22 protein-coding genes are annotated in these 20,748 nt (G+C 67.2%); 8 read left to right on the top strand and 14 right to left on the bottom strand.

Going from position 1 to position 20,748, the window contains the following annotated elements; translation table 11 throughout:
* Positions 1-40 precede the first annotated feature (40 nt).
* Positions 41-934, top strand: a complete 894-nt coding sequence (locus tag AB0M45_RS21285) for a helix-turn-helix transcriptional regulator (RefSeq protein WP_364331651.1) — start codon at positions 41-43, stop codon at positions 932-934.
* Between the two features lie 633 nt (positions 935-1,567).
* On the opposite strand, the gene AB0M45_RS21280 is transcribed toward AB0M45_RS21285, so the two are convergent.
* Both AB0M45_RS21280 and AB0M45_RS21275 read right to left on the bottom strand, forming a co-directional pair.
* Entirely contained in the window at positions 1,568-2,257 is a 690-nt protein-coding gene (locus tag AB0M45_RS21280; protein WP_364331648.1) for a hypothetical protein, read from the bottom strand.
* A 381-nt stretch (positions 2,258-2,638) separates the two neighbouring features.
* The gene (locus tag AB0M45_RS21275; RefSeq protein WP_364331646.1) at positions 2,639-3,520 is read right to left on the bottom strand and encodes a LysR family transcriptional regulator ArgP; all 882 of its coding nucleotides are present in this window, start codon (positions 3,518-3,520) and stop codon (positions 2,639-2,641) included.
* A 74-nt stretch (positions 3,521-3,594) separates the two neighbouring features.
* On the opposite strand from AB0M45_RS21275, the gene AB0M45_RS21270 reads away from it, so the two are divergent.
* Positions 3,595-4,218 carry a LysE/ArgO family amino acid transporter gene (locus AB0M45_RS21270; RefSeq protein WP_364331643.1) on the top strand — a complete coding sequence of 208 codons (624 nt, stop codon included), beginning with the start codon at positions 3,595-3,597 and terminating at the stop codon, positions 4,216-4,218.
* Here the strand turns inward: AB0M45_RS21270 and AB0M45_RS21265 are convergent.
* Positions 4,208-5,032, bottom strand: coding sequence for an LLM class flavin-dependent oxidoreductase (locus tag AB0M45_RS21265; RefSeq protein ID WP_364331640.1), 825 nt, complete (start codon positions 5,030-5,032; stop codon positions 4,208-4,210). The genes AB0M45_RS21270 and AB0M45_RS21265 overlap by 11 nt on opposite strands.
* A 317-nt stretch (positions 5,033-5,349) precedes the next feature.
* Here AB0M45_RS21265 and AB0M45_RS21260 point away from each other — a divergent pair, with 317 nt between their 5' ends.
* Positions 5,350-6,366: an NADP-dependent oxidoreductase gene (locus tag AB0M45_RS21260; protein ID WP_364331636.1), complete on the top strand. Its 1,017-nt coding sequence runs from the start codon at positions 5,350-5,352 to the stop codon at positions 6,364-6,366.
* Here AB0M45_RS21260 and AB0M45_RS21255 read toward each other — a convergent pair whose 3' ends face one another.
* Positions 6,367-6,720 (bottom strand): hypothetical protein, encoded by a 354-nt coding sequence (locus tag AB0M45_RS21255; RefSeq protein WP_364331633.1) that lies wholly within the window; start codon positions 6,718-6,720, stop codon positions 6,367-6,369.
* Positions 6,721-6,876: 156 nt separating this feature from the next.
* Entirely contained in the window at positions 6,877-7,032 is a 156-nt protein-coding gene (locus AB0M45_RS21250; protein WP_364331630.1) for a hypothetical protein, read from the bottom strand.
* 290 nt (positions 7,033-7,322) lie between these two features.
* Between AB0M45_RS21250 and AB0M45_RS21245 the strand changes: the two genes are divergently transcribed.
* Positions 7,323-7,601 carry a hypothetical protein gene (locus AB0M45_RS21245; protein WP_364331627.1) on the top strand — a complete coding sequence of 93 codons (279 nt, stop codon included), beginning with the start codon at positions 7,323-7,325 and terminating at the stop codon, positions 7,599-7,601.
* Between the two features lie 83 nt (positions 7,602-7,684).
* Here AB0M45_RS21245 and AB0M45_RS21240 read toward each other — a convergent pair whose 3' ends face one another.
* Positions 7,685-8,104: a hypothetical protein gene (locus tag AB0M45_RS21240; RefSeq protein ID WP_364331624.1), complete on the bottom strand. Its 420-nt coding sequence runs from the start codon at positions 8,102-8,104 to the stop codon at positions 7,685-7,687.
* 180 nt (positions 8,105-8,284) lie between these two features.
* On the opposite strand from AB0M45_RS21240, the gene AB0M45_RS21235 reads away from it, so the two are divergent.
* Positions 8,285-8,431, top strand: a complete 147-nt coding sequence (locus AB0M45_RS21235) for a hypothetical protein (protein ID WP_364331620.1) — start codon at positions 8,285-8,287, stop codon at positions 8,429-8,431.
* Positions 8,432-8,590: 159 nt separating this feature from the next.
* Here the strand turns inward: AB0M45_RS21235 and AB0M45_RS21230 are convergent, their stop codons facing one another.
* Positions 8,591-9,154, bottom strand: coding sequence for a hemerythrin domain-containing protein (locus tag AB0M45_RS21230; RefSeq protein WP_364331617.1), 564 nt, complete (start codon positions 9,152-9,154; stop codon positions 8,591-8,593).
* Between the two features lie 685 nt (positions 9,155-9,839).
* Between AB0M45_RS21230 and AB0M45_RS21225 the strand changes: the two genes are divergently transcribed.
* The 3 genes from AB0M45_RS21225 (at position 9,840) to AB0M45_RS21215 (ending at position 13,914) form a co-directional block, all read left to right on the top strand.
* Positions 9,840-10,622, top strand: a complete 783-nt coding sequence (locus tag AB0M45_RS21225; protein ID WP_364331614.1) for a serine/threonine protein phosphatase — start codon at positions 9,840-9,842, stop codon at positions 10,620-10,622.
* Between the two features lie 102 nt (positions 10,623-10,724).
* Positions 10,725-11,579 (top strand): DUF6882 domain-containing protein, encoded by an 855-nt coding sequence (locus AB0M45_RS21220; RefSeq protein WP_364331611.1) that lies wholly within the window; start codon positions 10,725-10,727, stop codon positions 11,577-11,579.
* A gap of 544 nt (positions 11,580-12,123) precedes the next feature.
* A complete protein-coding gene (locus tag AB0M45_RS21215; RefSeq protein WP_364331608.1) occupies positions 12,124-13,914 on the top strand; it encodes a GMC family oxidoreductase in 1,791 nt (596 codons plus the stop codon).
* An 18-nt stretch (positions 13,915-13,932) separates the two neighbouring features.
* On the opposite strand, the gene AB0M45_RS21210 is transcribed toward AB0M45_RS21215, so the two are convergent.
* The 7 genes from AB0M45_RS21210 to AB0M45_RS21180 all read right to left on the bottom strand — a co-directional run bounded on the left by AB0M45_RS21210 (position 13,933) and on the right by AB0M45_RS21180 (position 20,452).
* Positions 13,933-14,307, bottom strand: coding sequence for a DUF742 domain-containing protein (locus AB0M45_RS21210; RefSeq protein WP_364331605.1), 375 nt, complete (start codon positions 14,305-14,307; stop codon positions 13,933-13,935).
* On the bottom strand, positions 14,304-14,720 hold the full coding sequence (locus AB0M45_RS21205) for a roadblock/LC7 domain-containing protein (RefSeq protein ID WP_364331602.1): 417 nt from the start codon (positions 14,718-14,720) through the stop codon (positions 14,304-14,306). Before AB0M45_RS21205 ends, AB0M45_RS21210 begins: the two co-directional genes overlap by 4 nt.
* Before the next feature lie 34 nt (positions 14,721-14,754).
* Complete coding sequence (locus AB0M45_RS21200) at positions 14,755-17,193, bottom strand: nitrate- and nitrite sensing domain-containing protein (protein WP_364331599.1); 2,439 nt, start codon at positions 17,191-17,193, stop codon at positions 14,755-14,757.
* A 204-nt stretch (positions 17,194-17,397) separates the two neighbouring features.
* The gene (locus AB0M45_RS21195; RefSeq protein WP_364331596.1) at positions 17,398-17,913 is read right to left on the bottom strand and encodes a DMT family transporter; all 516 of its coding nucleotides are present in this window, start codon (positions 17,911-17,913) and stop codon (positions 17,398-17,400) included.
* Entirely contained in the window at positions 17,910-18,434 is a 525-nt protein-coding gene (locus AB0M45_RS21190; protein ID WP_364331594.1) for a DMT family transporter, read from the bottom strand. The genes AB0M45_RS21195 and AB0M45_RS21190 overlap by 4 nt, the downstream gene beginning before the upstream one ends.
* Before the next feature lie 215 nt (positions 18,435-18,649).
* Positions 18,650-19,123 carry a hypothetical protein gene (locus tag AB0M45_RS21185; RefSeq protein ID WP_364331591.1) on the bottom strand — a complete coding sequence of 158 codons (474 nt, stop codon included), beginning with the start codon at positions 19,121-19,123 and terminating at the stop codon, positions 18,650-18,652.
* 567 nt (positions 19,124-19,690) lie between these two features.
* The gene (locus tag AB0M45_RS21180; protein ID WP_364331588.1) at positions 19,691-20,452 is read right to left on the bottom strand and encodes a DUF4239 domain-containing protein; all 762 of its coding nucleotides are present in this window, start codon (positions 20,450-20,452) and stop codon (positions 19,691-19,693) included.
* Positions 20,453-20,748 lie beyond the last annotated feature (296 nt).

Below are 20,748 nucleotides of genomic sequence, written 5' to 3'. Positions count from 1 at the left end.
TCGCGCCCCGCGGTCTACCCCGCATCGACCGGAGGCACCCATGATCAACGATGAGGACGGCGGCGACAACGCGGAATTCCCTGCCGCAGAACGCGGTCCGACCGTTCTGCGGATCGCGCTCGGCAGCCGGTTGCGTCAGCTACGCGAGGGCTGCGGGATCACCAGGGAGGCCGCGGGCGACTCCATCCGCGGTTCGCATGCCAAGATCAGTCGCCTGGAGCTGGGCCGCACCGGGTTCAAGGAACGGGATCTACGCGACCTGCTGACCCTTTACGGCGTTGTCGACCCCTCTGAACGCGAAACCTACTTCGAACTGGCGCGCCGCGCCAACGACCCGGGCTGGTGGCAGCGCTACAGCGATCTGCTCCCGGCGTGGTTCGAGACCTACATCGGCCTCGAACAGGCCGCCACCACCATCCGCACCTACGAGGCGCAATTCATTCCGGGTCTGCTGCAGACCGCCGACTATGCGCGTGCGGTGATCCAGCTCGGCAACAACGACGAGACCGCGCGCCGGGTCGCCATCCGCATGCGCCGCCAGCGGATCCTCGACCGCGCAGCCGCTCCGACCCTCTGGGCGGTCATCGACGAGAACGCGCTGCGCCGCCCGGTCGGCGGGACGCGAGTTCTGCGGGAGCAGATCGAGTACCTGGTCGAGATGGCCGCACGCGCGAATGTCAGGATCCAGGTCCTGACGTACGCGGCCGGAGGGCACTCGGCCGCGGGAGGGCCGTTCAGCATTCTTCGATTCCCGGAGCCCGAACTGCCCGACATCGTCTACACCGAGCAACTCACCAGCTCGCTGTACTTCGAGAAACGGCGCGACGTAGAGGTGTATATGTCCGTCATGAACCGGCTCAGCGTGGAAGCACTGTCGCCCGCGGACAGCGTGCGCTTTCTGCGCGCGCTGCTGTCGGAGAACCTGCCCGGGTAGCGGAACGCCTGATTTCGCCCGAGATCGGCTCACCCGGTGAGGCGGCACGCCTGTGTTCCGCGGTAGCGACGACCGGTAGCCGGCGCCGGGCGTTAGCTCGTGGGTTCTCTGTCGATGTGGAGGGCCCGAGGTGTGGCATCCGCTTCGTGTGCGTAGCGGCCACTCGGCCAGCCGTGCGATCGGGATGAGCGCGGCGCCTTCGACGAATCATCCAGGGAAAGGGGGCAATTGCTCCGAGCGACTGCGAATGATCTTGTTGTCGAGTCCAATTGGCCCCGGCCCTCGCTGTGATAGGCAACAGTTTGGTATCAGGGGCCATTTCACTGATGCAGATTCGTTATCAATGTAGTCGTCCCGACCTCGATTTCAGGGGATCTCGCATCCTCCGTCGTCCATGCACATGCACGCGCGCATGTACGTACCGATGGACGATCATCGCTGCGACGCCGCGGAAACGATGTGGCAGTATCCCTGTCGAGGTCGGGGTCTGAGAATCGACTCGGGCACTGGCTGGTTCGGCCGCGGCGGCCCCAACACTGCTTGGGGTCGCCGGCGGAACCGACGTGACCGCACGGAATCACTCGATTGCCGAGCGTTCACGGCGTCACGATGATGCTGCGGTCGCTCGTGAAATCAAGGCCTCCAGGTGATCCGGCCGCCTTGGAAGTCTTGGGCTTTGCCGTTCTGGAAGTCGTATTCGTCGCTGGTGGGATAACCGTAGCGGCCTGCTTCGCCGCCCGCGGCTTCCCAGGACTCCCGGATCGCTCCCCAGGTGACGTGGGCGTCGGTGAGCGGAGACCAGTAGATGGCGCCGCCGCCGAAGAGGTTGTAGCGGCCGTAGCCTGCGCGCGCGGGTGATTCGTCGGTGATGGGAAAGCCCAGCGGGCTGTTCTCCCACCCGTAGGAGCCCCACTTGTCCCGGATCGTGCCGCCGATCTGATGAGCGGCGGTGCCGATCGACCAATAGATGGAGCCGTTCTGGAAGACGTTGTATCGGCCGGGCTTGGACGGTGTCGCCGCTTCGCGGATGACGGGGTAACCGAGCAGCCCGCCCTCGAACCCGAGGTCGCCCCATTTGTCGCGGATGGCGCCGCCGATTTGATGGGCTCCGGTATCGGGGTGCCAGTAGATGGAGGAGCCGCGCTCGAAAGCTTGGTAGCGGCCGCCGCGTGCGGCGGCGGATTCGGGGGAGACCGGGTCGCCGAAGAACGCGGGTCCACCGGCTCGGTCGTATTCGACCTCGATCGCTCCGCCCACGTCGAAGGCGCCGATCGGGCGCGCGGCCGCGTCGGTTCCGATGCCGGTCAGCAGGATGGCGATCATGGCAGCACCGGCGGCTACGCCACGAGTGCGCGATCGGTGCGAACGACGGTGCCGTGCCAAGTGAACTCCTCTAGCATCTGGTGTCGGGGTGCGAGGTGGAGCTGAACCTGTGGTCGCCGTGCGGAATCAAAGCTACCTCTCGACAGGGCGAGATGGCCGGATCGCACGTGCGTGAACCGCCGAGTGTCGTGGCGGGTGCCGCCCGCGCCCGCCGAGTCGCCGCACCGAAGTCCATCCACCCTTCCCTCGGCTCCGAACCACCTTGCGGTGCTGCCGTGCCCACGGTCGCACCTTCTCGGATACGGCCTCGCCGGGGCGGGAGTGCTCGCACTTCTGGCCCGGCGACGTCAGGGCCGCGAATGTATTGCCGGGAAACGAAGTTCAGCGCAGCACGGCTGCTGCCGCCGCGGCGATGGTCGCTGCGACGGCGCTGAGGGCAGGGGAGTCCAGGCGCCACTGCTGCCAGTACAAGGGGACGTCGATGACGACGCCGGGATCGATCGAGACCAGGCGCCCGGCGGCTTGATCGTCTCGCGTTTGCAGGTCGGGCAGCATGCCCCAGCCGAGTCCGAGACGGACCGCCTCGGCGAATCCGGTGGACGAGGGGACGTAGTGACGTGGCGGGTCCAGCGGTTTGCGGCTGCGCCGGCGCAGAAGGCGATCTTGCAGGTCGTCTTTGCGGTCGAACAGCACCACCGGGGCCGCCGCGTAGGACTTCGCCGTCGCGCCGTCGGCGAACCAGGTCTCGGCGAACTCCGGACTGGCCATCGGCCGATAGCGAATAGCGCCGAGACGATCCACTTTGCAGCCTTGCACCGGTTGCGCGGTGGATGTGATCGCGGCCATCACGGTGCCGTCGCGCAGCAACCGCGTGGTGTGCTCCTCGTCCTCGCGGTGGATCTCGAAGCACACTCCGCGCGGCGCGCGGCCGAGCGCTGGCATCACCCAGGTCTCCAGCGAGTCCGCGTTGACCGCGATCGGCACCCGGATCGGACCGTCCGAGGGTCGGCCACCCAGCTCGCGCGCGGTGTCCGCGGCCAGCAGTTGGATCTGCCTGGCCAGCCGGAGCACGGCGAGGCCGGATTCGGTGGCACGCACCGGTTTCGTGCGTTGCACGAGAATCCGTCCCGCCGCGTCCTCCAGGGCCTTGATCCGCTGACTGATCGCCGACGGGGTGACGCTCAACCGCCGCGCCGCGGCGTCGAATGTCCCCTCGGTGATCGCGGCGTCGAGGGCGCGGAGCTGGTCGAGCTGAACGTCCATGGTTAAGAGATGCTAATGACAAGTAAGAATCTTTAGCTTGCCTGGGTATGGTGCCCGGCTTAGCGTCGCTGGACGTGAATGTTTCTTCCGCGGCGGTGGCGGCCGCGTCCGGTTTGGGCTTCGGCCTGTCACTGATCGTGGCGATCGGTGCGCAGAACGCGTTCGTCCTGCGGCAGGGGATCAGTGGCAGGCACGTGTTCGCGGTGGTGACGGTGTGCGCGGTCTCGGACATCGTGCTGATCGCGGCCGGAGTCGGCGGGTTCGGCGCGATCGTCCAGGCCGCTCCGGCGGTGCTGGTGGTGGCGCGCTACGCGGGCGCGGCGTTCTTGATCGGCTACGCGGTGCTGGCGGCGCGGCGAGCGTTCAACTCGACCGCGCTGACCGTCGAATCGGCAGGGGCCACTGCGGCATTCGGCGCCACGGTGGCCACCTGCCTGGCATTGACCTGGCTCAACCCGCACGTCTACCTGGACACCGTGGTGCTGCTCGGCTCCTTCGCCAGCACCTATGGCAGTCCGGACCGCTGGTTCCTCGGTGCCGGGGCGATGCTGGCCAGCGTGCTCTGGTTCACCACGCTGGGATTCGGCGCGCGACTGCTCGGCCCGCTGTTCGTTCGCCCATCCGCGTGGCGGGTGCTGGATACGGTGATCGCGGTGGTGCTGCTCGGCCTCGGCCTGGGGCTGCTGTTCAGCGGGTGAGCAGGGTATTCAGCTGTTCTTTGAGCTTCGCGGCGAAGTCGTAATCGGCGCGCCACTCCGCTCCGGAGGGAGCCAGGATGACACGTTCCGCACCCGCATCCGCGTAGGCGGCCAATTGGTCGGCGGCGTGGCCGGGATCGGTTGCCAGCGAGGGCGCGACGATCGTGACGCTAAGTGGACGACGGCCGTATTCATCGGCGAGCGAGGCCAACTCGGCCTTGTTCGCCCGCACCTCATTCGGTTCGAGACCGATGGCGACCCAGCCGTCCGCGTAGGCGGCGGCGCGCCGGCGCGCCCGCGCACCGTCACCCGCCACGAGTACCGGTGGCATGGACGCGCCCGGTGACAGGGTGACCACGGTCCCGTCGGGTAGCGTCGTCGGACGCCCGGCGACCAAGTCGGGCAGCACGCGCAGCGCCTCGTCCGTGCGGCGGCCGCGCTCGGCGAACGGTGCTGCGGCCGCGCGCCATCCGACGTCGCCATGCGCCGGGTTGCCCGTGCCGACACCGAGAATCAGCCGATCGCCGGAGACGTACTGCAACGTGGCGATCTGCTTCGCAGCCCAGGCCGCCGGGCGCAGCGCCAGCAACAGCACGCCGTAGCCGATGCGGATGCGGTCGGTCACCGCGGCGGCGGTGGCCAGCACCACGGTGCTGTCCAAGATCGGCGCGCTGGCCACGAGATGATCGGTGGACCACACCGAGTCGAGGCCGATCTGTTCGGCGAGACGGGCGCTCGCCCGCACGTCGCCGAGGATGGGATGGGCGGGGTCGGGCGTCGACGTGGGCAGGATGATGCCGATTTCCAAGGTCATGGTTTCGACGCTACGAAGCCGCGGTGGCCCCGCCAATGTTCCCGTCGATCAACTCGATGTCACGGACGCTCACATCGGTCCTGCTGCTCGGCACCGGTTTCGTTGCCGGGAAGCGGTGTCGCCGGGAAGCAGCGTTTCGACCAGAAGCCGGGAGGCAGGGCCGGTCGGGCCGAACACCTGGGTCGTCGCGTAGACACCTTCCATGACGAGCATCAGCTGGTCGGCCCGGGCGGCCGGATTCGGGACGGGTGCGAGGTCGCCGGACACGCGCGGGCGCGCACTCTCGGCGCCCGCGCGGCGCGGTTAGGGTGAGCGGCATGGTCGAGTCGACACGGATCGTGCTTGCCTCCCGGCCGGTGGGTGCGCCCACGCCGGAGAATTTCCGGACCGAGACGGTGGAACTGCCCGGTCCGGGCGAGGGAGAAGTGCTGCTGCGAACGTTGTATCTGTCCCTCGACCCGTATATGCGCGGCCGGATGAGCTCGGCGAAGTCCTACGCCGAACCGGTGGAGATCGGTGGGGTAATGGTCGGTGCGACGGTGGCCGAAGTCCTCGAATCCCGCGACCCATCGGTGGCGAAAGGCGGTGTGGTCCTGGCCTATTCGGGCTGGCAAACGCATGACGTCGCACCGGCGCGTAGTCTCCGCGCACTCGATCCGGCGAAGGCTCCGGTCTCGACCGCGCTCGGCGTGCTCGGTATGCCGGGATTCACCGCGTACGCCGGACTGAGCAAGATCGGCAGGCCGCGGCCCGGCGAGACCCTCGTGGTCGCCGCCGCCACCGGGCCGGTGGGCTCGGCCGTCGGCCAGATCGCCAAGATCAAGGGTGCGCGCACCGTCGGCATCGCGGGTGGGCCGCGCAAGGTCGCCTACCTGAACGAACTCGGTTTCGACGTCGCACTCGACCACCGTGCGCCCGATTTCGCGGACCAGTTGGCGGCGGCGGTTCCCGGCGGTATCGACGTCTACTTCGAAAACGTCGGTGGCGCGGTGGCCGACGCGGTCTATCCGCTGCTGAACACCTACGCGCGTGTGCCGGTCTGCGGCCTGATCGCCGACTACAACGTGAGCGGCGTCCAGGAGGGTCCGGACCGGCTGCCCGCCTTCTACGGCCGCATCCTCACCAAGAGCCTCACCGTGCGTGGATTCATCCAGACCGAGTTCGTCCGCGAGCTGTACCCGGACTTCCTTCGCGAGATGGGGGAATGGGTCGCCGACGGCCGCGTCCGCTATCGCGAGGACGTGGTGCACGGCTTGGCCGCCGCCCCCGAAGCCTTCATCGGCATGCTCGAGGGCCGGAACTTCGGCAAGGTCGTGGTGAAAGTCGCCGACTGATCAGCGCGCGGCCGCACCTGCGCCGATGCCGAGGTAGACCACCATCAGGACGAACAGGAACCAGCCCGCGCCCTGCCAGATCGGCCAGGCGCGGCCGCGGCGCCACTGGAGGTATGTTTCGACGAAGGCGCCGATCCCGCCGATCAGCAGGACGGCCGACGGTCCGATCACCACGGCGGTTTCCGCGGTGGTGTCACACAGCAGCGTGTCCGCGTCCACACACTCGCTCTGCGCGGCCCACAGCAGGATGAGCAGGAAGACGAGCGTGGCCGTGGCGAGGACCGAGGCGACATAGCTTGCGGCACGGCGGAACATCCGCGGATCGTGCCAGCGCTTCTCGACATCGTCGACCATTGTCACCTCGCCGTACTCGGCAGCTGGGTTCCCTCGTCGTGATTTCCGAACGGCGACGGCTCAAACGTCACCGCCCGCCCGGGTGCCCGTGGCGAACCTGGCCGCGATCTCCCGCGCGGCGACCTTCACGAGCCCGTTTGCCGAATTCCGGGCCGGTCAGTGCACCGAGGGGTCCGCGCGTCCGCCATGTCGGTCGGTGGAGCGCAGCTCGAACCAATAAGCCGCGATAGCGGTGGCGTAGCCGGCCACGACAGCCGTGGCCGTGACAATCAGCAGTGTGAGGAGAAGTGGAATCAGGAAAGTGGTGTGCATTGTGCCCTCCCCGCGGTCACGGTGATGTCAGCGGTAGGGTCGGCGCCGCACTGCACCGACATCATGTCAGCCCCTGCACTAGTGAAATCCTAAAGGTGACAGCCTCGCTCGGCACGGAGCGACGCTGTGACTCGCGTCATGCGCGTTGCGGTGTGTCGCGGGGAGTACACCACCGCCATACGTTCTAATCGATCTTGTCACGAGTTTGCCGCTCAGCAGCTCCGCTCTTTTCTCTCGAACTTGTCTCCGGCATTACCTTCGGCATGCGAAAAAGGAGCACGAACGTGAGCATGATTCTCGCCGCGCTACACGAGACAGTGGTGGCGCAGTTCGAAAATCCGACTGCGGAAGAGCCGCCGATGGCGGACAAACTGATGCAGCTGGGCCGCTACTTCACCTGGCTTGTTCAGCTCTCCGGTATCACGGCGATCACATACGGCGGTGGCAGGTTCGCGTGGGAGAAGTGGAACGGCGGCACCCTCCAGTCGCCCAAGATGGTCGCCAGCGCGATGGCGGGCGGCGCGGTGGCGACGAGCGCGGGCACGATCATGAACGCCATCATCGGCTGACGCGCGGCCGTGACTCGTGACCACCGGCTCGACGGATTTCCGTCGGGCCGGTTCTTTCGTAGCCATCGCGCTCGGCCTGCTGATCACTCGGGCGGTGCGGCGTGGCGGATTTCGTCCGCCACCGAGCCACCCGCGACATCGGCCGCGACGCCGAGTTCCTCCTCGTAGCTGTGCTCGACGGGCACCTCGTCGCTGTCGTACGTGATATCCCTGAGCTTCTCGGTGTCCTCGGGACCCGGCTCCCGGTCGGGGTCGACATCGGGCTGCTCCTCGGCGAGCCGGTCTCCGATCGGTCGAGGATGGGCTTCCTCCCAGTGCGTCATGCCGTACCGGGTGGCTCCCGACCAGTGCTCGGGCGGGTCCATCCCGGCCTCGAGCGGATCGGAGCGCAGCCGGTCCTCGTCCAGATCCTCGGCGCTGCTGAGGGCGGCCGGATCGGATTCCGTCGAGTCCGGCGCGCCCGTGTCCTGGGGCGGGTCGTAGGTGTCTTTCGGTTCGGTCATTGCCGGCTCCTCTCCTGCATCGAGCGACTTCCCGCCACCGTCGATACCAAACACCGCAGGTGAGCAGCCGTATTTTCGTCGTCGCGCCCGGCCGGTGGTATTCGCCACAGCCGCATCGTGACGATTGGCGCCGAAAGCGGGTATGCGACTCCCGACGCAAGCCGACCGAAGGAGGATGTCATGTCCGTTTCGGCCCCGCGCCCGCCGTACCGCGCCGGTCGACGCCGTTATCGCGGCGATTCGGATGCAGAGGGTTCGATCCGTCTGACAGTCGCGGCGTGGGTGCTGGTGGTGTGCGTGCTGAGTGTCGCGCTGGTGCTGCTGTGAGGGCGGATGCTCGGACCCGATCCGAGTGGTGCAGGCAGGCGGACGGTCAGCGTGAATGCGCGAGGAACCGCGTCTGTAGCGGCTGACCGAGTACGAGAGCGCGGCGCCGGGTCGCCCCGATCGGGGCGACCCGGCGCCGCGGGTCGAAGGGGGTCCTGCTCAGCGTGGCTTGGTGATCATGTCCTTGGCGCGATCCATCATCGCCGCGAACGGACCGACGAGAGCGTTGGCCGCGGCCGACTCGACGCCGGGATGGGGGCGGGTCGGTGCCATGGCTTCGGCGAATTCGACCGTGCTGCGCATCCGCTGCAGGGAATCGGGATCCATTTCCTGGCGCAGACGGTTGAACTCCTCGGTCTCCTCGTGTTCGGCGTGCGCCAGCACGGCCCGGCGCAACCCGTCCAGCTTGACCTCGAACTCCACCGAGCCGATGTCGAGTTCTTCGAGATCCGCCAGCTGCTTCTTCGCCTTGTTCTCTTCTTCGAGGCGCGCCTCGACGATGCCGGCGCCGTCGCCGATCTCCCGGCGTGCGCGCGGGTGGATGATCTCCTCCTCGGCGGTCTCGTGCACCGCCAAGAGCCGTCGCAGCTCGTAGAATTTCTTCTCCCGCTCCTTGACATCGGATGCCTGAGCGGTTTCGACGAACAGCTGCCGGATCCGTCCGTGTTGCTCGACCAGGAAGTCGACGGCGTCCGAGGTCGAATTGATCGTTGCAGGCGACATGCTTGTTCTCCTTCCAGGATGGCCGCTTCATCTCGCCGCTGAGGTACGGAGCCAGCGGCGACCGGTGCGATACAAGCGCCTTCGCACAGCGCATTCCCGCGCCGCGGCCTACGAAACCGACCTCTCGGCCGCGATACCGCACCGGTCTCGCGGCGGATTCGCCGAGTCCGGCGGGCCACCCTCGGTGGAGTCGCTACGCGGCGGAGGGCGGCTCCCCGCCTGCTCTGCCGGCGCGGCATGCATCGGACCTCGAATGATGGGTATGCGCGGCCATGACGGTGATGCCGGGTGGCGCACCGGTGCGAAATATCCGATCGGGTGGTCCGGGAGGGCTTGTGTCTTCGTTCATTTCGTTTCTCACGCTCATGCTCATGCTGCCGGGCCTGGCGGCGGCCGCTGCGTATGCCACGGTGGCGGTGAGTGTGTGGCTGGAGGGGCGCCACACGGCCGGTGACTCGGCCGTACGTCCCGAAGTCCGCGGCCCGGCAGATCGGGACGCCGACATAATTGGTCATATGACCATGACATAGCTCCGCGCGGACATAGCTCCGCGCGCGAGCCGTGACCCGATTGATGACTGATTCTCAGCAGTTACACGGGGGCCTCTGGCGAAGCGCACGGTTTGGGCCGGTGTCCTGAAGGGGCGCGCCGATTCGGCGGCACCATCCCCAGCCCGAGGAGAGCCATGCCTTCCGCCACCACCCCGAGCATGCCGCGGATCCGGACGCTCGGGCTCGGCAGCGCACGCTGTGGTTCGGTGAGCCGGCGCGGAGCGCGGTCGATCAACGCGGACGCGGTGGCCGTCGAGACGGACACGGTGACGGGGGCGACGGCGTTCGTGGTCGCGGATGGTGTCGGTGACCATCTCCTGGCCGCGAAGGCGGCGCGCACGGCGGCATCCGTGGCGGCGCTGGTCGGCGCGCGTCGCGGGGCGCGGGCGGGAATCCTTGCGGCGCAACGAGAATTGCGGCAGTCCGTCCCGGAGCCTTCGGCCGACAGCGTGCTGGTCGTCGCGGTGCTGCCCGCCATGAGCCGGCCGGAGGGGCCCTGCGAGGTGGCCTGGGTCGGTGACTGCCGCGCGTACCGGTGGAACGGCCGTGTACTGCACCAGATCACCACCGATCACACCGTCGAGGAGATGTGCCGAGCCCGCGGGCTCGTTCCTTCGCGACGGATGAGTCATCTCGTCACCACGTCGGTGCGCACCGTGCGACCGGCCGAGATCGGCTACGCCGTGACCGGATCGAGCACGGGCAGGCTACTGCTGAGCACCGACGGAGTGCACAAGCGACTCGGCATCGCCACGATCAAAGCCTTGCTCGTAGCGGGCGGCACGATCGAAACCGTCGCGAACACACTGGTGGAGACTGCACTTCGGGCTGGGGGCACCGACAACACCACCGCACTCGTCGTGGACGTACCGTCCCGCATGGATGACGAGACCGGCGCCGCGGACGCGAACAGCTGACGTGCTCCGCGTGCTGGACTCGCCGGCACGGTGACCGATACCACGTCCGCCTATGCGATCCGATCAGCAGCGGAGCAGTGGCATTTCAGTACGCTGACGCAGGTGTCCGAACCTGTGCCACTGACGAGGCTCCTCGATGACGCGGGATTGCTGTCGCTGGAGCATCGCCTCCATCTCGAAGAAGTGCTCGGCGAGCACGTGTGGCACGCGGATCTGGACGGACGGCGGCTCGAATTCGTCGGCGAAGCGGGCTCATTCGTGTGCACCAAGGTCCACCTGATCGGCACGGCCGACACCGAGGCGTGGTTGTGGGGATGGGCCAATCCATGGGGTTACCCGCCGTCGCTGCTGAAGGCCGCGGAAATGGTGCGCGAGTTCGGTTTTCGGTACGGCGTCGCCGAATTGTGCTCGGCAGAGCTGCCTGTCTCCCTCGCGGGCGCGGCGCCGGAGCCGCACCAGGTCGCCGGGTTGCTTGCGGACGCCGCGAAGATCGTCTGTGGCCGCTGGAGTTCCTACTGCGGTGTCACCGACGGCACGTGCGTGGCCTTTCTCGTCGAACATCCGGCGTTCCTGCTGCCGCCGCCCACGGCGTCCAGCCTTGCGCGCGTGCTGGCCTTCGGTGTCGGTGCGCTGCCGCTGAGCGACCATCGGCGCGCCGTGCACAGCTATCTGACCCGGCGGGGCCTGCGCACCGAATTTCTCGATGACTACCGGTGGCTGGAATTCAGTGGCCACGGCGTCGCGGGCGACATCGAATTCGACGACGGCGGATATGTTGCCGGTCTCGACGTTCGCGTGGACCTGGATCGGAACGAGCCGCCGTCCCTGCCGAAACCACTGTCCGCGCAATCGTGCCGGACATCGGTGTCGCGCGGCCGGCGGCACGCGGCTGGTCATCCGGGGCTCACGCCAGGATCGCGGGTCACGGACCTCGGTCTCGACCCACCCCGCCGCTGACCGGCCGAACGCGACCCGGACGCCGGTCGGCATGGTTATCGCAGTCCGCGGTCGACCGGGGCGCCGCCGTCATGGTGCAGGGCGCCACTGTGCACGGCCTCTCGCGGCTCTTTCGGTGCCGGGTGTCGCGGACCGGCGCAGGTGAGGTTCCGCCACCGCCAACGTCGAGCCGACAACCTTCCTGGTGTCGGGCGGAGTTGCCGGTGAGCCCCCTCGGCACCGCGCACGGCCCGGAAGGTGTGGAGGGCCGATGCGCCGATTTGTGTCTGCATATTCTGTGCAATATGAGCATTTAACCACTGGTAAATAGGAATTTTGTAATCGATCGTTCGCGCGATGTGATACAACGCTACCAGCGGATACGAAGGGTACTGTTCGATATGGAGCCAACGGGCAAGCAGCGCGCCGCGCTGAGCATCATCTGCGACACCTTCAACCCTGGCGACGGGCTGGCGCTGCCCGGCGCGAGTGCGCTCGGTGCGGTCGATAGGTCTTCGAACTGCTGGGTCGTAATCCCCGGCGGGCCGAGAAGAAGCAGTTGGCCATGCTGCTGGACTTATGGGACTCACCGCTGACCGGCTTGCTCACCGGCAGCGGCCCCCGGCGGTTCTCGAGCTTGTCGCAGCAGCGGCGGGAGCGGGCGCTGCTACGGCTCGCCGATTCGCGCTTCGCGTCGGTACGCGTGATCTTCCAGGCGCTCGAGCAAGCTTCGCTGCTGTCCTACAACATCACTCCCGGCCCGTCGGGCACCAATCCGCTATGGAAAGAGATCGGCTATCCCGCCCCCGCCGGCGCGCTGCCGACGGCGCCGGAGCCCTCGTTGAATCCACTGCGATGCGCCGAGAACACGGAGTTGTCCTGCGATGTGGTGGTGGTCGGCTCGGGCGCCGGTGGGGGTGCCGCGGCCGCGGTGCTGGCCGGAGCCGGTCTCGACGTCGTGGTGCTGGAGCGCGGACACTATTACGATGACCGCGATTTCGGCACCGGCGAACTCGGCGCGCTACAGCACCTGTACGCGCCGGGCCCGTCCGCGTCCGCGGAAGGTCAGATCACTCTCGTCGCGGGCACCTGCCTGGGCGGCGGAACCGTGGTCAACTGGAGCACCTCCTTGCCCACGCCCGACGACGTCCGGACGGAGTGGGCCGCCCTGGGTGCCCGGCAATTCGCCGAGGCCGAATTCGGCGACGCGCTCGACACGGTGCGGTGGCGGCTCGGCGTCACCGACCGGCGCTCTGCGCTGTCGGCGCGCGACGGCGTGCTCGAGCGCGGTGCCCTGGCGCTGGGCTGGGACGTGGATACGTTGCCGCGCAACGTCTCCGATGCCTGCGATGCCGGTGTGGAGTGCGGCCGATGTGGTTACGGGTGCCGGTTGGGTGCCAAACAGTCGGTGACAAAGACGTGGCTCGCGGATGCGTCCGACCAGGGGGCGCGGCTGGTCGTGGACGCGGACGTGCGGCGGATTATCGTGAAAAACGCTCGTGCGCAGGGTATTTCGGCACGCACCTCGGACGGCGTCGAGATCGAGGTGCACGCTCGTGCGGTGGTGGTCGCGGCCGGTGCCATCCAGACGCCCGCGCTGCTGCGGCGTTCCGGACTGCGCAACAAGAATATCGGCCGCCATCTGCGCCTGCATCCGGCTGCTGCCGTGTTCGGGGTGTTCGACGAGGAGATCCGTCCATGGGAGGGCGGCATGCAGACCCGCATCTGCCGCCGGCACAGCAATCTGGACGGCAACGGCTACGGCGTCATCTACGAAACCGGACCGGTGCATCCCGGGCTTGCCACCGGATTCATGAGCTGGCGCGGCGCGTCCGACCATCGTGCCGTCATGCTCGACTTCGCGCGGACCACTGCCATCGGCATCATCACTCGCGACCGTGATCCGGGTACCGTCTCCATCGACCGCAGCGGTGAGCCGTTCGTCGAATACCGGCTGTCGGACTATGACGCCGCCCATATGCATACCGGGATCGTCGGGGCCGCAAGCATTCTGGAGGCCGCTGGCGCACGCCGTATCTTCTCCGGACACCAGGCGGGCATCTCCTATGAACCGGGTAAGCGCGGCTCGCATGCCGATTTTGCCGCCGCCTGCCAGTCCGCCGGGTATGGACCGGGGCAATGCTCGATGGGTGCCCTGCACATCATGGGCTCGGCCCGGATGGGCGGCTCGCCGGACATGTCGGCCACCAACCCCGACGGCGCCACCTGGGAGGTGCCGAATATCGTCGTCGCCGACGCCTCGTCCTTCCCGACCGCGTCGGGTGTCAACCCCATGGTGTCGATCGAGGCGATCGCCTATATGAACGCGAAACGAATTGCCGCGCAGATCGTTTGACTCGGCGGCAGGGCGTGGTCAGATCGCTCGAATTCCGTTCAGCACAGCATGGAGCAGGCCGAGATCGGAGTTGGCATCTCCCGTCGGCCGCTCCGGACGGCAGACCAGCCGGCCGTCATCGATCAGGTCGCCGACCAGAACCTTCGTCATCGTCAAGGGAAGGCCCAGTTGCGCCGCCACCTCGGCCACCGATTGCGGGGTGCGGCACAAGTGGACGATGGCGGCGTATTCCGGTTCGGTGCGCCGCAGTACGGCACCGTCCCCGGCGTCGATCACCAGGGTGGCCACGTTCAATTCCGGCCGCACGGCACGACCCCGGCCGCGGGTGATGGCGTAGAGCCGGACCAGCGGACCGGCGTCCTCCTCATACCAGGGTTCGCGCGGATAACTCATGGCTGTGTCGAAGCGGGCGGGTGCGGGCGCATGTCGACCGACAGATGTGTGCCGACCCGCTGTACCGTCTGATTCATCTGGTAGGCCACCATGCCCATGTCGGCATTCTCGGACGCCAGCAGCGCCAAGCAGGCGTTGGCGCCGGCCGCGGTGACGAACAGCACCGCGCGGTCGAGTTCCACCACAGTCTGGCTGACCCCACCGGCATCGAAATGGTGGCCCACGCTGCGCGACAGACTGTGCAGCGCCGACGCCATCGCGCAGAACCGCTCGGCATCGGTCCGCTCCAGCTGATTCGAATGGCCGAGCAGCAGCCCGTCCGAGGACAGCAGCACGGCCGACCGCGCCCCGGTCAGTCCGTTGACCAGCTCGTCGAGCAGCCAGCCGAGGCCGGTTGTCGGGGAAGTAGTCATCGTCGCCTTCTCGTGGTGAGTTTTTCGTTGCGGTCTAGTCGACGTCGGGCTGCGTCCGGCGTCCCTGGCGGGTGCCGTTCTCGATGGCACTTATCAGATTGCGTGCCTCGTCGGCGGTTCGCTGCCGCACCGGCGCCACGTCGCTCGTCGCCGTCTCCGTCGCGGATTCGGACTGGCGCCGGCGTCGCGGCAACGGTGGCCGGGAATCCGGCGTCGCCGGGGGATACGTCTCGGCAGCAGGGTTCAATTCGCTGCCATTGCCGTGCACGCCCGCGCCCGGTGCTGCCGGGGAGGACGAGCCCTGCTCGGAGTGCGGTGTGAACCATGCCGATTGCCGCGCTGCCGGCGACGGCTGAGGTGTCGTGTCGCCCGGCGCTGTGGTGGTGCCCGCGGCGTCGATCGGCTCGAGCTCGTCGTTCTCATCGTGGGATGGGCTCTGCGGCTGCAGGAGCACGGTAGGGATGAGCACCACCGCTCGAACACCGCCGTAGACCGATTCGCCCAACCGCACCGAAACGCCATGGCGATTGGCCAGTTTCGCGACGACGAACAACCCCAGCCGGGTGTCGCTGGACAGCGAGACCACGCTGAAGTCAGGTGGATTCGACAGCAGTTCGTTGCGTGCGGCGAAGTCTGCCTCCGACATGCCCAGGCCCTGATCGACGATCTCGACCGCGACGCCGCGCCCGACCACGACACCGGACACCTCGACGCGCGCCTGCGGGGGTGAGAAGGCGGTCGCGTTGTCCATCAGTTCGGCCATCAGATGGATCAAGTCGGCCACGGCGTTGCTCGACACCTGCGCCTCCGGCATCCGACCGGTCTGGATCCGGGAGTAGTCGAGGCTTTCCGCGACCGCGCCGCGGACGAGCTCCAGCAGCGGAACCGGCTTACGCCAACGGCGACCGGGTTGCTCGCCACCGAGAATGATGAGGTTCTCCGCATTGCGTCTGGCCCGGGTGGCCAGGTGATCGAGCTGGAACAGCAGCTCGAGCTGGTCGGCGTTCTCCTCCTTGCGTTCGGCCTGGTCGAGCAGTGCGAGCTGCCGATGCACCACGACCTGGCTGCGATGGGCGATATTGAGGAACACCGCGTTGACGCCCGCGCGTGTCTTCGCCTCCGCGACCGCCGCGCCCACGGCCGCGACATGGGCCCGGTTGAAGGCGTCGGCCACCTGGCCGAGTTCGTCGGTTCCGAAATCCAGACGCGACGCCTCGGCCGTCGAATCGATGTCCTCGCCCTGACCGAGACGGCGCATCAGATCGGGCAGCTGATGGTCCGCCAATTCCAAGGTGTCGCGGCGCAAGCGGCGCATGCGCCCGATGAAGCGGTTGGCCAGCACCAATGCCGCCAGGAAGGCGAGAGTCGCGATAAGCAGCACCGCCGCACCGCCGAGCAGCGACTGTTGCGCGGTTCGCTCACCTTGTTCCCGTGCGATGTCGTGCGCGTCGCGGCTCTGGTCCTCCCAGAGCGTCAGCAGGGCCGAGACCACCTGGCCGGATGCCTCCTGCCAGGCCGCGACGCTCATGGGGAGCGGGGCGGTCTTGGACGTGGAGCGAGAGTCCTGGGACCGTCCCGTGCCGTCGCTGAAACGAGTGGACTCGTCGGAGGCGGTGTCGTTCGCCGACACCGCACCGCGCAGCATCACCGCGTCCTGCATCGCGATCACCTTTTGATAGGCCGGTCCGGCGGTGATCTCGTTGAGCTGAGCGAGCCGGGTACCCGTCAGCGCCCGGCCCGAATAAGCCACCTCACTGCGGAATTCGCCCACCAGACGGTTGAACTCGGTGAGTTGCGCGGGAGTGTGTTCGCCGAGGGTCAGCGCTACCGCGCCCAGTGTGTCCGCCATCGACAACGACTCGGCGGCTCGCAGCGGATCGACGCCATAGCCCAGTTCGATGGCGATGTCGGCTTCCGGCGCTACCCGGGCGGCCAGCATGGACGCGGCGATAATCGTCCCGATGACCTGGCTGAAGAATTCGAACACCTGATTCGGCGGTACCTGCTGCGTGTCGACCCCGCCGCGCAGCGTCGGAACCATCGAGAAGAGCTTGTTGTAACCCTCGATATCGCTGGCGGAACCGCCGTGGTCGAGTTTGCGGGCGGCATCACCCTTGGCCATCACCGCCGCCAGCGCCGCGTCCGAGCGTTGGCGCGCGGCGGCAAGCCCTTGCGCGAGTTCGGCATCGCCTGCCAAGTACAGCAGCGATAACCGCCGCTCCTCTTCGAACGCTTGCACCATGAGAATGGCCGGTCCGGTGGTGCTGCTGGCCAGCTCCGCCCATTCCTGCGACGCCCGGCTGGAATTCACCAGATAGCCTGCCGCGCCGACGCCGATCGCGAGGAGCGTGACGCTGGAGATGAGCACGATCGCCAACAGCCGCACGCGCACACCGACTCGACCACGGACATTGCGCTGGCTCGACCTCGCCAGTCCCACAGCGGATTTGCGCAGCTCGGCCCACTTGGTCACGCGTAATGCCTACCTCCGACGCGGCCCCGTCCGGCCCGGACGGCACCTCACCCAATACCCGCGGAGAGCGTAACGAAACTATCGCGTCACAACCGCGGATCGTGCACAGTTGTGACAGGTAACCTCGCCCCGGTCGAACTCGTCAACCCCGCCGTGTTGTCGCTCGTGGCGGGTGTGGTGTGCCGCAGATCGCTACGCGCGGTCTCAGTATTTCGCCATCAGGTAGGAGCCGATGATGATCATGGCGCAAGCCGTGACGCGTCGGGCACTGATCCGGCGACGCGGGAAGCCCAGCACTCCGAAGTGGTCCATCGCCGCCGCGACGAACATCTGTCCGGCGATGATCACGGCGTTGAACGTGCCGACTCCGACGCTGGAGGCGAACGCGATCATGGCGAAGATCGCCGCGCCGCCGGTGAGTCCGCCGAATGGCGCCCACTTGGGCATGGCCGCGAGGTCGGCTCGGGTGGGCCACTCCCGGCGACGCGAAACCACAAGCGAGGCAAGGAGGATCGCGCCGACGCCGGTGAGGGCCACGCCGTAGGAGATCACCCCGCACAACCAGACGTCCTTCAGCGCCAGCTTCAGTGTGTTCTGGCATCCGGCCTCGACGGACCGCAACGCGCCGCCGACCAGCATGAGCGCGAAGATCAGAACCATCGCCGAGCGCGCCAGTGTGGGACGTTTCTCCGCAGTGGTAGTAGTAGTGGTCGCGGTCATCGGGAAATCCCCTCGGCTGTGGCGGTGGTGAGTGGGGCGGGTGCTTGTTCCGGCGAGTCGCTGGCCATCAGGTAGACCGCTACCGTGATCAACCCGACGGCGACCAGGCGGGGCAGGGTGATTTCCCTGGTGTCGAACCCCATGAGCCCTAGGTGATCCATCACCAGCGCGACCACCATCTCGCTCACGATGACCACCGCGTTGAAGGTCGCCACCCCGACGTACTTGGCCACGGTGATCATGCCGACCACCGCCACGCCGCCGATCAAGCCGCCGAACGGCGCCCACCACGGCATGTGCCGCACGTCGTCGAGACTCGGCCACGCCGACGGCGCGACCACCTTCGACACCGCCAGGAAGATCGAGAAGCCCGCCAGCGCAACGGCATACGAGAACACCGCGCACAGCCACACGTTCCGCACATAGATTTTCTGCGTGTTCTGGAACCCGACCTCGACGGACCGCAGCCCACCGGACACGAAGATGAAGAGGAATACCAGCCCGAGAGCGATGAAGGCCATGACCCGTCCTTCTGTTCAGGAAGCAGGAGCCAGTGCGAACTCGGCGACGGGCGCTGAGGCCTGTCCGGTTCGCGGCATCTGCCGTGACCTGTGTAACGTACCGTTGGCCAACGGTACCGTCAATAGCGGCGGATAATTCCGCGAGAGCTCTGGGTCCCGAGTGCATTGTTTCGAAAAGTGTTGCGGCAGCCTTTATCCCGGGCTTCAGCTCGGCTTCAGTTGGTTCGCCTAGGGCTGGGGGACATACGGACGCGGACGATGGTGAGGACGGTAACCACCAATATCGTCATCAGCTTCATGAGGTTCCAGGCGATAGGGTCTGCGGTCGGTTCGGCGGCTTTCAGGTCCCTTGGTCGCTGGCGGTTTTTCGGGGGCACCTCGGCGAGAGGTTGCTCTGCCTGGAACAGGGGTGTCTGCGTGATGGCGGTGGCTGGGAACGGAATGAATCCGGGGGCGGGCGGGCCGAGTTGGAGGGGATTCATAGGTACCGGCGGGGCGGCGGGAATCAGGAGTAGGCAGGTCAGCAACGCGCTGCCGGTGGCGGCACTACCGACGGCGGCGCTGCCGAGCGCCGATCCGTTCGACCCCGGGCCGATGAGGCTCGATCCTGGGCCGATGAGGCTCGACCCGAAGGAGCCGAAGCCGCTACCGGTGGCCGATCCGAGCACGAGCAAGGCACTTCCGGCCATGGCACTACCGGAACATGCCATCTGGACGCTGCCCGTATCGAGTTGCAGTGCCTCGGCTGGACTCCCTGCCATCCCGTTCGGGTGGGGCGCCGCATCAACGGTGGCGTGTGTGCCATTACCCGTTCCTAGGATGTCAGGGCCAGCGCCATCAGGATCGGCACTGCCGGTGGCGAGATTGCCGGGGCGAGCGCTCCCAGATCCCGCGCTGCCGGAAGGCGTACGAATTGAGCCGAGACCCAAAGGCCCACCGGACGACGCGCCCTCAGCATCGGAACCGAAGGCGCTGCCGGATGGCACAGCGCCGGGGCCGAGGCTCGACGCGCTGCCTGCGGACGTGCCCGCCGGGTCGGAGCCGGTTCCGGGGCCGGAACTTCCGGTTGCGAGGTCGCCGAGGGGCAGCCACGGTGGCGCCTCTGCGGATGCTTCTATCGGCCGAGCCGCGAGCGCGGCGACGGTCAGCGGGAGCATCGCCGCGGCGAATCCCTTTGCGAGTTTCCGGTTTCGAGTCGTGCCTCGATTGCGTCGCATGTGCAGTCGCCCCGTCGTTGTCGAAACTTGGCCGGAAGATCACGTCGTGTGCTGGTAGCGGGACAGAGCGAGTTCGAAGGCGTCTTTCGGGACCAGGTTCCCGCCCGAGAAGGGCTCGTCGAGGTTGTAGATCGCCCGGATCACGGCACCGACGATGGCGCCGAGCAGCGCGGTCGTCACGACACTGCGTTTGGTCACCTGGACGCCGGAGAGCACCACGCTGAGCAGCAGCAGGACTGTGCTGACCCACATGGCCACGTAGAGGAATCGGGGAACTCGGTAACCGGCGTCCAGCGCACGATCGGCGCGAGCCTGGGCTACTGCCTCCAGGCTGGCCAGGGCACTTCCGCGAAGGGTATCGATCTCCGGGTCCGCCGCGTTCACCGACGCCACCGCATCGCGCAGTGTGTCGAGGGTGTCCTGGGTGGATTGACTGAGCCGACCGTGGTCGGCCATGACGGCCCACTCCTCGGTGAGAACCTGTCCGGTGTAATCGCGTACCAGGCCTTGGATTCGCGTGTGGTCGGGTTCCGGCATCCCGTGCGCCGACCAATATGTATCGATGAGCGCCTTTGCTTCGGCGATGGTGTGATTGCGTGCGTTGTCGTATTGCTGCCAGGCGATCACGACGATGAACGCGACCACTGCCATGAAGATCGTGTTGATCAGGTTGAGCACCAATGCGCCGACGGTGTCGTCGTCGGTCTGCCGCCAGGTCTTCGGATGTAGGCGATCCCCGGCCACGAGTACGGATACCGCCACCAGCGCGGTGAGAGCAGGCACGAGAAACTCGAAGGCCATGCGGCGACTCCGTTCTATCCGGATGGATCTCGCGACCGCGGCGTCGGCAACGGAGCGCGCGGCCCGGCGCACTGCGGATGGGAAAGGGGCAAGTCTGCGATCTGTCGGATCTGATGGGTGGTGCAACAGCAAATCGGTACGCGCAGGTCAACCTGGACAAACCAGGCGTCGTTGAATTGTCTTACATGGCAGACGGTTTGAGATGAGGTTGATGGTAGACGGCGAATCCGCCTGCGAGTTGCGGAATTTCGGATATTGCGATTCCTGAAAATCCGGATGGTAACGACACGCGCACG

It is taken from the genome of Nocardia sp. NPDC051787, from assembly GCF_040681325.1.
In the GTDB taxonomy this organism is placed as follows: Bacteria; Actinomycetota; Actinomycetes; order Mycobacteriales; family Mycobacteriaceae; genus Nocardia.
Note: the sequence above shows the minus strand (reverse complement) of the source record. Positions and strands in the feature narration are given on the sequence as shown.

What these genes read in the sequence shown, in the direction of transcription:
- AB0M45_RS21285 (WP_364331651.1), top strand. Translation starts at nt 41, where the DNA reads ATGATCAACGATGAGGACGGCGGCGACAACGCGGAATTCCCTGCCGCA.
- AB0M45_RS21280 (WP_364331648.1), bottom strand. Translation starts at nt 2,257, where the DNA reads ATGATCGCCATCCTGCTGACCGGCATCGGAACCGACGCGGCCGCGCGC.
- AB0M45_RS21275 (WP_364331646.1), bottom strand. Translation starts at nt 3,520, where the DNA reads ATGGACGTTCAGCTCGACCAGCTCCGCGCCCTCGACGCCGCGATCACC.
- AB0M45_RS21265 (WP_364331640.1), bottom strand. Translation starts at nt 5,032, where the DNA reads ATGACCTTGGAAATCGGCATCATCCTGCCCACGTCGACGCCCGACCCC.
- AB0M45_RS21260 (WP_364331636.1), top strand. Translation starts at nt 5,350, where the DNA reads ATGGTCGAGTCGACACGGATCGTGCTTGCCTCCCGGCCGGTGGGTGCG.
- AB0M45_RS21255 (WP_364331633.1), bottom strand. Translation starts at nt 6,720, where the DNA reads ATGGTCGACGATGTCGAGAAGCGCTGGCACGATCCGCGGATGTTCCGC.
- AB0M45_RS21250 (WP_364331630.1), bottom strand. Translation starts at nt 7,032, where the DNA reads ATGCACACCACTTTCCTGATTCCACTTCTCCTCACACTGCTGATTGTC.
- AB0M45_RS21245 (WP_364331627.1), top strand. Translation starts at nt 7,323, where the DNA reads ATGATTCTCGCCGCGCTACACGAGACAGTGGTGGCGCAGTTCGAAAAT.
- AB0M45_RS21240 (WP_364331624.1), bottom strand. Translation starts at nt 8,104, where the DNA reads ATGACCGAACCGAAAGACACCTACGACCCGCCCCAGGACACGGGCGCG.
- AB0M45_RS21235 (WP_364331620.1), top strand. Translation starts at nt 8,285, where the DNA reads ATGTCCGTTTCGGCCCCGCGCCCGCCGTACCGCGCCGGTCGACGCCGT.
- AB0M45_RS21230 (WP_364331617.1), bottom strand. Translation starts at nt 9,154, where the DNA reads ATGTCGCCTGCAACGATCAATTCGACCTCGGACGCCGTCGACTTCCTG.
- AB0M45_RS21225 (WP_364331614.1), top strand. Translation starts at nt 9,840, where the DNA reads ATGCCTTCCGCCACCACCCCGAGCATGCCGCGGATCCGGACGCTCGGG.
- AB0M45_RS21215 (WP_364331608.1), top strand. Translation starts at nt 12,124, where the DNA reads ATGCTGCTGGACTTATGGGACTCACCGCTGACCGGCTTGCTCACCGGC.
- AB0M45_RS21210 (WP_364331605.1), bottom strand. Translation starts at nt 14,307, where the DNA reads ATGAGTTATCCGCGCGAACCCTGGTATGAGGAGGACGCCGGTCCGCTG.
- AB0M45_RS21205 (WP_364331602.1), bottom strand. Translation starts at nt 14,720, where the DNA reads ATGACTACTTCCCCGACAACCGGCCTCGGCTGGCTGCTCGACGAGCTG.
- AB0M45_RS21195 (WP_364331596.1), bottom strand. Translation starts at nt 17,913, where the DNA reads ATGACCGCGACCACTACTACTACCACTGCGGAGAAACGTCCCACACTG.
- AB0M45_RS21190 (WP_364331594.1), bottom strand. Translation starts at nt 18,434, where the DNA reads ATGGCCTTCATCGCTCTCGGGCTGGTATTCCTCTTCATCTTCGTGTCC.
- AB0M45_RS21185 (WP_364331591.1), bottom strand. Translation starts at nt 19,123, where the DNA reads ATGGCCGGAAGTGCCTTGCTCGTGCTCGGATCGGCCACCGGTAGCGGC.
- AB0M45_RS21180 (WP_364331588.1), bottom strand. Translation starts at nt 20,452, where the DNA reads ATGGCCTTCGAGTTTCTCGTGCCTGCTCTCACCGCGCTGGTGGCGGTA.